Origin of the sequence: Acinetobacter sp. YH12027, assembly GCF_013420085.1 — a bacterium.
GTDB lineage: Bacteria > Pseudomonadota > Gammaproteobacteria > Pseudomonadales > Moraxellaceae > Acinetobacter > Acinetobacter amyesii.
Window position 1 is genome coordinate 22,397 of record NZ_VOYW01000008.1, and the last position, 9,488, is coordinate 31,884.

Annotated in this window: 8 protein-coding genes and 2 rRNA genes; 1 reads left to right on the forward strand and 9 read right to left on the reverse strand. The window is 39.7% G+C overall.

The window, feature by feature from the left end; genetic code table 11:
* The first annotated feature begins 255 nt into the window (after positions 1–255).
* Positions 256–1,596 (forward strand): aminodeoxychorismate synthase component I, encoded by a 1,341-nt coding sequence (gene pabB / locus FTT94_RS03690; protein WP_180170254.1) that lies wholly within the window; start codon positions 256–258, stop codon positions 1,594–1,596.
* A 116-nt stretch (positions 1,597–1,712) separates the two neighbouring features.
* Here the strand turns inward: pabB and hisC are convergent, their stop codons facing one another.
* The 9 genes from hisC to FTT94_RS03735 all read right to left on the reverse strand — a co-directional run.
* Entirely contained in the window at positions 1,713–2,810 is a 1,098-nt protein-coding gene (hisC, locus tag FTT94_RS03695) for a histidinol-phosphate transaminase (protein ID WP_180170255.1), read from the reverse strand.
* A 180-nt stretch (positions 2,811–2,990) separates the two neighbouring features.
* A complete protein-coding gene (hisD, locus tag FTT94_RS03700; protein ID WP_180170256.1) occupies positions 2,991–4,292 on the reverse strand; it encodes a histidinol dehydrogenase in 1,302 nt (433 codons plus the stop codon).
* Positions 4,293–4,493: 201 nt separating this feature from the next.
* Positions 4,494–5,195 carry an ATP phosphoribosyltransferase gene (gene hisG, locus FTT94_RS03705; RefSeq protein ID WP_180021457.1) on the reverse strand — a complete coding sequence of 234 codons (702 nt, stop codon included), beginning with the start codon at positions 5,193–5,195 and terminating at the stop codon, positions 4,494–4,496.
* On the reverse strand, positions 5,195–6,451 hold the full coding sequence (gene murA, locus FTT94_RS03710; protein WP_078191193.1) for a UDP-N-acetylglucosamine 1-carboxyvinyltransferase: 1,257 nt from the start codon (positions 6,449–6,451) through the stop codon (positions 5,195–5,197). The genes hisG and murA overlap by 1 nt, the downstream gene beginning before the upstream one ends.
* Positions 6,452–6,457: 6 nt before the next feature.
* Positions 6,458–6,709: a BolA family iron metabolism protein IbaG gene (ibaG, locus tag FTT94_RS03715; protein WP_078191194.1), complete on the reverse strand. Its 252-nt coding sequence runs from the start codon at positions 6,707–6,709 to the stop codon at positions 6,458–6,460.
* 135 nt (positions 6,710–6,844) lie between these two features.
* Positions 6,845–7,177, reverse strand: a complete 333-nt coding sequence (gene hpf, locus FTT94_RS03720; RefSeq protein ID WP_078191195.1) for a ribosome hibernation-promoting factor, HPF/YfiA family — start codon at positions 7,175–7,177, stop codon at positions 6,845–6,847.
* 168 nt (positions 7,178–7,345) lie between these two features.
* Entirely contained in the window at positions 7,346–8,800 is a 1,455-nt protein-coding gene (locus tag FTT94_RS03725; RefSeq protein WP_180170257.1) for an RNA polymerase factor sigma-54, read from the reverse strand.
* 260 nt (positions 8,801–9,060) lie between these two features.
* A 5S ribosomal RNA gene (gene rrf, locus FTT94_RS03730) occupies positions 9,061–9,175 on the reverse strand.
* 197 nt (positions 9,176–9,372) lie between these two features.
* Positions 9,373–9,488, reverse strand: a 23S ribosomal RNA gene (locus tag FTT94_RS03735); the annotation flags it as partial.

A 9,488-nucleotide genomic window follows, 5' to 3' on the forward strand; every position in this document is an offset into this window, starting at 1 on the left:
ACGGTACTCTCCCAAGAGTATTTATTTTTTTTGATTTTCAACCACTCGATTTATTCAGCTGTAATATTATTTTGTGACAACTGTTAAACCTTTCCTTGAGTCGTTTGCTCGCTCGATTAAATTATATCCAAGCTAAAATTTGTTCAACTGTCGTTGGTCGCAATCTAATTCTTACCGATAAACGGTATTTGCAAACCAAATGAATTAGGAATGGTATAAAATCCATTTTAGTCTTTAAAATTAATTTCTCTGTTGATGCGAAAACCGATTTTTTTAAAAAAATTTATTCTTAAACAAACTATTAGTGCTCAAAAAATTTTGCAAGCGCTTGCACCCTTGTCACATGTGATTTTTTTAGAAGATCAAAACCAACCTGTTATTTGCTTTTTGGCAAATCAATATCAGCAATTTAAGAATGATGAACTTAAAACTTATGTCCGTACTCATTTAGATCAATATGAGGAATGTGATGCTCAGCCCTTGCAAGATATCGCCTTCCAAGATTTATGTTCAAAATTAGGCAGCGGGTTTTCTGGGGGCTGGGCTGGTTTTATTAGCTATGATTATGCAGCGCAGCAACAGATTTCCCTCCATGCCAAAGCGCAACCTCGCTTGTTTTTGGGGCAATTTTCTAGTTACTTAAGACTAGAAAATGATGGTTGGTATTTTTATAGTTCTGATCATTCTGCAGCTAAGATTTACGACTACATTGATCACCTAATTCAAACCGAGATCACTCAAAATCAATTTAAATTAAGACAAAAATGTACTGCAAGATGGTCCAAGTCAGACTACACAAAAGCCTTTGATCAAGTGCAGGAATATATTAAAGCGGGCGATTGCTATCAAATTAATTTAACCCAAGAATTTACAGCTCAAGCTAAAGGTTCACTCTTAGATACTGCTCAAGAATTTTGGTCACTGACTGATGCACCATATTCAGGCTACTTACGTATTGATGATTTTGAAATTTTAAGTTGTTCCCCTGAGCTTTTTATAGATTTTAAGCCTGAACGGAAGATTATTACTAAGCCAATCAAGGGCACGATGCCTCGCTATGAAGATCCAGTTTTAGATGAGCAGTCAAAACAACGGTTAAAATCATCTGAAAAAGACATGGCCGAGAACGTCATGATTGTTGATTTGCTGCGTAATGATTTGAGTGTTTATGCTGAAATTGGCTCAGTGAAAACGCCAAAACTTTTTGATATTGAAAGTTTTAATCAGGTGCATCACATGGTCAGCGAAGTTGAAGCCGTGTTGAAAAAAAATGTACACCCTTTTGATGTTCTGATGTCGGCACTGCCGGGCGGTTCGATTACCGGCGCACCCAAAATCCGAGCGATGCAAATTATTGATGAACTTGAAGGTGCTCCGCGCGGCGCCTATTGCGGCTCGATAGGTTATTTTAATCACGATGGCACGGGCTCTTGGAATATTTTAATCCGCTCTATTCAAAAATACCAAGATCAGGTTTCGCTGTGGGCAGGTGGCGGAATCACCATCGCGTCAGATTGCGATGCTGAATATCAAGAATGCTTTGATAAAGTCGAAGCCATGCTGGATTTGTTAAATACCTGGCATAAACCTGAATAACAAAAAAGCGATTCTATTGAATCGCTTTTTTATAACCCTCCCCTTGCGAAGCAGTGCTTCTCACCTTTTCGAAAGGAAGATTAGGGTAGATTTAAATTTATAGTAGCTTGCAGCAATCAAGCCAAAATATCGTTTTTAAGCGTATCCACAAGGCGCTGATTTTGTTCATCTGTACCAATAGTGATACGTAGGAATTGATTAATCCGCGGCTTATTGAAGTAACGCACGATAATTCCGCGTTCGCGTAATTCAGAAGCTAATTCACCCGCGTCTTTCGTTGGCAATGATGCAAAAATAAAGTTTGCCGCAGAGGGTAATACTTTAAAGCCCAGCTCAGAAAGCTGCTCTACAAGTTTTTCACGGCTCACAATCACCTTGGCATTTTGTGCTTCAAAATACGCTTGATCCTCAAATGACGCCACGGCTGCTGCAATCGCAAAACGGTCCATCGGATAGGAGTTAAAGCTGTTTTTTACTGCCTCAAGCGCTGCGATTAAATGCGGCTGCGCAATCGCGAAACCCACACGCAAACCAGCAAGTGAACGCGACTTAGACGTCGTTTGACAAACCACAAGGTTTTCATATTTCGCAACCAAAGCCACAGCAGATTCTGCACCGAAATCGACATACGCTTCATCAATCACAACCACTGAATTCGGATTGGCTTGCAACACTTCCTCAATTGCAGACAAACCTAAAGCAATACTGGTAGGCGCATTCGGATTGGTAATGATGATACCGCCATTCGGCTGTTTATAGTCATCAATAACAATTTCAAAATCATCGTTCAGCGGCATAATTTTAGTATTGGCAGCTATACCAAAAAATTGGCTATATACCGGATAAAAACTGTAGGTAATATCTGGATACAAAACCGGCAGCTCTTGCACAAAAAAGGCTTTAAAAATGTGCGCCAGAACTTCGTCCGAGCCATTGCCGACAAAGACCTGCTCAACAGGTACATGCTGCTGTTTTGCAATCGCTTGCTTTAACTCAGACGCATCTGGATCTGGATATAAACGTAAAACGTCAGCAGAATTTGCCAACACTTTTTGAACTGCTTCCACCACTTTTGGCGATGGCGGATACGGGTTTTCATTGGTATTGAGTTTTAAAATATTATGAATTTTAGGCTGTTCACCCGGTGTGTACGGTTCTAATTCACGTACATCAGGGCTCCAAAAACGCATTTGTTCAGCGGTAATATTTGGCATTTTATTTTGCTCTTTTTCACCCTCTCCTAACCTCTCTTGCACTTCGCTTTAAAGGAATCCTTAAAGCTCGTTCAGGGAGAGGAATATTCATTTTATGAGATTTCCCCTCTCCTTTCAGGAGAGGGTTAGGGAGAGGTTTATAGTTTTGGAAAACTAAGTTTTCACCTAGTCTATATTTTATTACTGATAACGATATCTCGCAGATCGCGCATGCGCATCTAAATTTTCCTGCTGTGCTAATGTATCAGCCGTTTTCGCTAAAGTTTTCACGCCATCTTCAGAGCACATGATTAAACTTGAGCGCTTTTGGAAGTCATAAACACCGAGCGGTGATGAAAAACGCGCTGTGCCGGAGGTTGGCAACACGTGGTTTGGACCTGCACAGTAATCACCAATCGCTTCCGGTGTATAACGCCCCATGAAGATTGCGCCGGCATGGCGGATATCTTCAGCCATTTCCTGTGCTTCATCTAAGCACAGCATCAAATGTTCAGGCGCAACTTGGTTAATCAATTCGGCGCCTTCCGCTCGGTCTTTGACTAAAACCAATGCGCCGCGGTTTTCGATTGAAGTTCGCGCAATATCTGCTTTTGGTAACGCTTCTAAATGCTTTTCAATCCATTGCTCAACTTGATCTAAAAGTTCTGCATCTGGCGTAATAAATACCGCTTGAGCCACAGTGTCATGTTCCGCTTGTGACAATAAATCCATTGCCAGCCATTCAGCATTGTTTTGACCTTCGGCATAGACCAAAATTTCGGATGGCCCTGCAATCATATCAATACCGACTTGACCAAATACTGCACGTTTTGCTGCAGCAACAAAACGGTTGCCCGGGCCAGTAATTTTGTCCACAGATGGAATAGTTTCTGTACCATAAGCCAATGCTGCAACCGCTTGCGCGCCGCCAATGGTAAATACACGGTGTACGCCGGCTAAGTAAGCTGCTGCCAAAACCAATGGATTCAAATCACCATTCGGCGCAGGCACCACCATAATAATTTCAGGCACGCCAGCAACATGCGCAGGTACAGCATTCATCAATACAGAAGACGGATAAGAAGCTAAACCGCCCGGCACATAGATACCCACACGGTCCAGCGGTGTGACTTTTTGACCAAGCGTATTTCCTAGAGCATCAACATAGGTCCAGCCGTCTTGCTTTTGTGCTTGGTGAAATTCACGAACACGGTTCGCAGCAAGTTCTAAGGCTTCACGCACTTCTGAACTTAAACCATCAAATGCTGCTTTCAGCTGTTCTTGTGTCAGCTCTAATTCTGAGAATTGATGCGCTGGATGTCGATCGAACTGCTGTGTCAATTTAAGAACATGAGCATCACCATGCTGACGAACATCAGCAATGATTTGGTCAACGGTTTTTAAAAGTTCTGGATCATTCACAGTTTCAAAAGCCAACAAGTCAGCAAAAGCTTGCTTGAAGTTTTGATCTTGAGTCGATAAACGTCGCATCAATTTACCCACAAGGTAATCTATTGGAAAAGATTAGTTTACCTGTTTTACAGCAGCTTGTGGACATCTATCGCATGTGTTCATGTGGAGTTTTATTGAAAATAACTTTCGTTAAAATTGGTGAAAATACAGTTTTATCATTATTTTTCAGTTTTCATAAAAAAACCGCCCAAATTTGAGCGGTTTGATCAGCATAGCTAGAAACTTAACAACTTATGCTTTCTTTGCTTGCTCGCGTTCTTCCACGGCTTTTTCTAGCTGTGCAAGAATTGGATTCAACAAAGTTTGTTTACGTTTAAAGCTTGCTTTGTTCACGATTAAACGTGAAGACACTTTACAGATTTCTTCCAAAGGCTCTAAACCATTGGCACGTAAAGTGTTTCCTGTATCCACAACATCGACGATGTAATCACCTAAACCAACCAAAGGTGCAAGTTCCATAGAACCATACAGTTTGATCACATCAACTTGCTCGCCTAAGCTTGCATAATATTGACGGGTTAAATTGACGTACTTGGTTGCAATCTTTAAACGACCTTTCGGACGAACCATGCCGACTTTACCAGCCGTCATTAACTTACAGTTGGCAATTTTTAAGTCCAATGGTTCATACACATTTTGTGCACCATGTTCCATCAGCACATCTTTACCTGCCACCCCAATATCTGCAGCACCATTTTCAACATAAGTTGGTACATCAGAAGCACGTAAAATTAAAATACGTACGTGCTTATGGGTCGTTGGAAAAATTAACTTACGAGATTTATCCGGATCTTCCAATAAGTTAATGCCAGCTGTTTCCAACAATGGCAAAGTTTCTTTTAAGATACGTCCCTTACTTAATGCTAAAGTTAAACCATGATCAAAATTGCCCATTACGTCAAAATTGGGATCATCGTTTCTCATATCGCTCATTAACTTACTCGCTTAATTTGGGCACCTAAACCTTGTAACTTCGCTTCAACATCTTCATAACCACGGTCAATATGATAGATACGGTCAATCAACGTTTCCCCATCAGCGGCAAGTGCTGCTAAAACCAATGAGAAAGAAGCTCGTAAATCAGTTGCCATCACTGGTGCAGCAGATAATTTCTCTACACCTGTAACAACAGCATCATTACCTTCAACCTGAATATTGGCACCCATACGTGCTAATTCAGGTACATGCATGAAACGGTTTTCGAAAATCGTTTCTGAAATTGTGGCAAAACCACGACCAATTGCATTCACCGCCATCAGCTGTGCTTGCATATCGGTTGGAAATTCTGGGTGTGGTAAAGTCTGGAAACTTACTGCTTTCGGGCGTTTACCCATCATATCCAGTTCAATCCAATCTTCACCGCGCGTAACTTCCGCGCCCATTTCTTCAAATTTATCCAGCACAGACTCCAACAAGTTTGGATCTGTATGCGTGGTTTTGATTTTACCGCCAGTTATTGCCGCAGCAGCAAGATAAGAACCTGTTTCGATACGATCTGCAACAACGGCATATTCACAGCCATGTAGGCTTTCAACACCTGTAACAACTAAAGTATCAGTGTCCAAACCTTCGATTTTTGCACCCATCTTGATCAACATATTAGCAAGATCGGTAATTTCAGGTTCACGAGCCGCGTTACGAATGGTCGTTACACCGTCTGCAAGAACCGCAGCAGTTAGAATATTTTCAGTACCACCAACTGTGACCATATCAAAGACAACTTCGCCACCTTTTAGACGACCATCCACTTTGGCATGCACATAACCAGCCTCAACTTCAATTTCAGCACCAAGTGCTTCTAAAGCTTTTAAATGTTGATCTACAGGGCGTGAACCAATTGCACATCCACCCGGCAAAGACACTTTTGCACTACCATAGCGCGCCAATAACGGCCCAAGCACCAAAATAGATGCACGCATGGTTTTCACGAGTTCATATGGTGCAAATTGGTTATCTAAGCTAGAAGTATCTGCCTTAACCGTATCACCTTCATAACTGATTTGAACACCTAAACCTGCGATCAATTTCACTAAGGTGTTCACATCTTTTAGATTTGGAACATTGGTTAATGTAATAGGTGTATCAGCAAGGATAGTTGCAGCGAGTAATGGCAATGCAGCATTTTTCGCACCAGAAATACGAACTTCACCTTCGAGCTTAGTACCGCCCTGAATCAGAAATTTATCCATTAATTATTAAGCTCCGAATAAGCTTGCTTTGCGCCATTCTTCTTTGGTCATTGCACGAATTGTTACTGCATGTACTTCACCGCTGGCAATGTAGGAGTTCAAAGGTGCATAAACAGATTGTTGACGAGCAACAGGACGTTTGCCTTCAAATTGATCATCGACAATGCGTAGATCAAATTTGCCGCCTTGCCCACTAACTGCAACCTCAGCTTCTGGAAAAGCAGCTTTTAAAATTTCAGTGAGCTGTTCACTATTCATCACAAGACCCCATATAGGACTAACGGTGTAAAACCCGTCATTTTACTATAAATCTAAAAAATAATTCATTAGTCACATACATTATATATATAAAAAAAGAGGTTATAAAAAACCTCTTTTTGTACAATTTACAATCTAAACCGTTAAAGGCATATAAATGAGCTGCATTTTTCGATGTTTATGTAATTGTTTTTTTAATTTTTCAGACAATTTTTTGATCGAGGTATACATATCATCAGCGCACGCTTGTGCAAAAAGTTCTGTCCCGGGTAATCGTATAATCGCTTCCGCAATATGATTATCACTACCTTTTTTTGAACGTTTATCAACCTGATGATCTTTAGTCAGTTTGACTTGCATACTATTGACCTGATCTAAATGTTTGGTCATTTCCGCAAATTTAAGACGAATATTTTCTTCTATTGCTGGCGTAATTGTTAAATGATGGCCACGAATTGTAATCTGCATAATTCTATCCCTCACCTTCTTTCAGGACTGGAAAAGTTCAAGCCGAATCATCCAACTCAATATGCGAAGCATACATTTACACAATCAGATCATTTCGGCCATTCCTTATAAAAAAAGAGATTCATTATTTCGTCATAATGAACCTCTAGAATAGTCAGATTTTCAAATTTAGATCAACACTTTTCGCTCTGAAGATGATGGAATATGTAACGATTCACGATACTTCGCAACTGTACGACGAGCAACATCAATACCTTCTGCATTAAGCAAAACTGCAATTGCATTATCAGACAAAGGCTTACGTGTATTTTCTTCTGCAATCAACTTTTTAATTTTTGCACGAATTGCCGTCGAAGACGCTTCCCCACCAGACGATGTTCCAACATGACTTGAGAAGAAATATTTCAACTCAAATAATCCACGTGGTGTGAGCATATATTTATTTGTGGTTACACGGGAAACTGTGGATTCATGGAGTTCAACTTCTTCCGCAATATCTCGCAGGACCAAAGGCTTCATTGCCTCAGGCCCTTGTTCAAAGAACGCTCGTTGATGCTCCACAATACAGGTTGCCACTTTTAATAAAGTTTTATGTCGTTCATCAATACTTTTAATGAAATTCTTAGCTTCAAGCATTTGATTACGTAAATATTGATTGTCATCGCTTTGATCAGCACGCTTGATCATATTGGCATAGAAAGAATTCACCCGTAGTTTTGGCATTACATCAGGATTTAACTGTACCAACCAATGTTCATTCTTTTTTAAGACTACAACATCTGGAATTTGATAGTCTAAATCTTTATCTTCAAACTCTTGCCCTGGATGTGCTTTTAATGTCTTTAATAAAGAAATGGCAAGTTTAAGTTGTTCCGTGTTTAATCCCGTTTGCTTAATCAACTTGGGTAATTCATTGGTAATCAGCAACTCATAATTTTTCAATAATAAAATAGCTTCATATCGATATTCTATATGCTCAGGAAGATTTTCAACTTGTACCAATAAACATTCAGCAAGATTGCGTGAGCCTACACCCACAGGATCTAGATGCTGAATATGCTTTAGTACCACCAAAACTTCGTCATCTTCGACTTCTTCTTCATAATCCATAGAGTCTAAAAGATGCTGAACCGATTGGGTAATTTCATTTAAGTCACAATCTAAAAAACCTTTGTTATCTAAAGCATCGATAATACAGTGTGCAATTAGTTTATCGATCACAGAAAAGTGTAAAAGATTAACTTGCTCAAGCATATGTGCTTGTAAACTTTGATGCCCCTGCCGATTATCTTCGCGCTCTTCAAATTCAGCAGCACCTAAACTTGTAGGTTGATGCGTATAAACATCATCCCACTCCGTATCTACCGGTAACTCATCAGGCAAATGATCGGCATTTAATTCATTGGTTAAGTCTTTATTTTCCCTTTCTTCTTCTTGTAAGCTATTTAAACTTTCAACGGTATTTTGTTCTTCAACTTTCTCTAATAGAGGATTACTGTCGAGTTGGATTTGAATTTCTTGTTCCAATTCCAAACTTGAAAGCTGTAATAAACGAATGGCTTGTTGTAATTGAGGTGTTAATGATAAGGAATTGGCAACCTTTAACCCCATCGCTAATTTCATTAATAACTCCCCCTATAATTAACCGCACTTTATAAGCAATTTTTATGCCGTTTTATTTTTTATAGCATAATTTTGAACAGAACGCCCGATTTTTTGTCTTTTTTAGACACATTATTCAGCTAATTTATTCTTTTATTAGGAACAATTCGCCTTATAAATGAATTATTTAATTAGATATATTATTAATTTCACTCTATTTTCCTTTTCACCACGCATAAAAAAAACCCCCAACGTTTAAGTTGGGGGTGTTTCGAATAATGAGCTGGCGATGACTTACTCTCACATGGGTAACCCCACACTACCATCAGCGCTAAGAGGTTTCACTTCTGAGTTCGGGAAGGGATCAGGTGGTTCACTCTTGCTATTGTCGCCAGCACAACTGTTATGGATACTTGCTTAGTCTAATCTCAGAGCAGTGCTCTTCGTGCTAAGTTTTCTACCAAATGAGTTATTAACAGAAGTACTTGAGTTAATTTAAGGTGTTCATTTTATCTAGCTTTTCAACTAAATCAAGTTTGATTGATTATATGTGAATCAATTGATGCTAGATACAACAACTGTTTGGGTGTTGTATAGTCAAGCCTCACGAGCAATTAGTATTGGTCAGCTTCATGCGTCACCGCACTTCCACATCCAACCTATCAACGTCGTAGTCTTCAACGGCTCTTTAGTGGACATAAAGTCCAAG

Excerpts from the sequence above, each read along its gene's own strand:
- pabB (WP_180170254.1), top strand. The coding sequence starts at position 256 with ATGCGAAAACCGATTTTTTTAAAAAAATTTATTCTTAAACAAACTATT.
- hisC (WP_180170255.1), bottom strand. The coding sequence starts at position 2,810 with ATGCCAAATATTACCGCTGAACAAATGCGTTTTTGGAGCCCTGATGTA.
- hisG (WP_180021457.1), bottom strand. The coding sequence starts at position 5,195 with ATGAGCGATATGAGAAACGATGATCCCAATTTTGACGTAATGGGCAAT.
- murA (WP_078191193.1), bottom strand. The coding sequence starts at position 6,451 with ATGGATAAATTTCTGATTCAGGGCGGTACTAAGCTCGAAGGTGAAGTT.
- ibaG (WP_078191194.1), bottom strand. The coding sequence starts at position 6,709 with ATGAATAGTGAACAGCTCACTGAAATTTTAAAAGCTGCTTTTCCAGAA.
- hpf (WP_078191195.1), bottom strand. The coding sequence starts at position 7,177 with ATGCAGATTACAATTCGTGGCCATCATTTAACAATTACGCCAGCAATA.
- FTT94_RS03725 (WP_180170257.1), bottom strand. The coding sequence starts at position 8,800 with ATGAAATTAGCGATGGGGTTAAAGGTTGCCAATTCCTTATCATTAACA.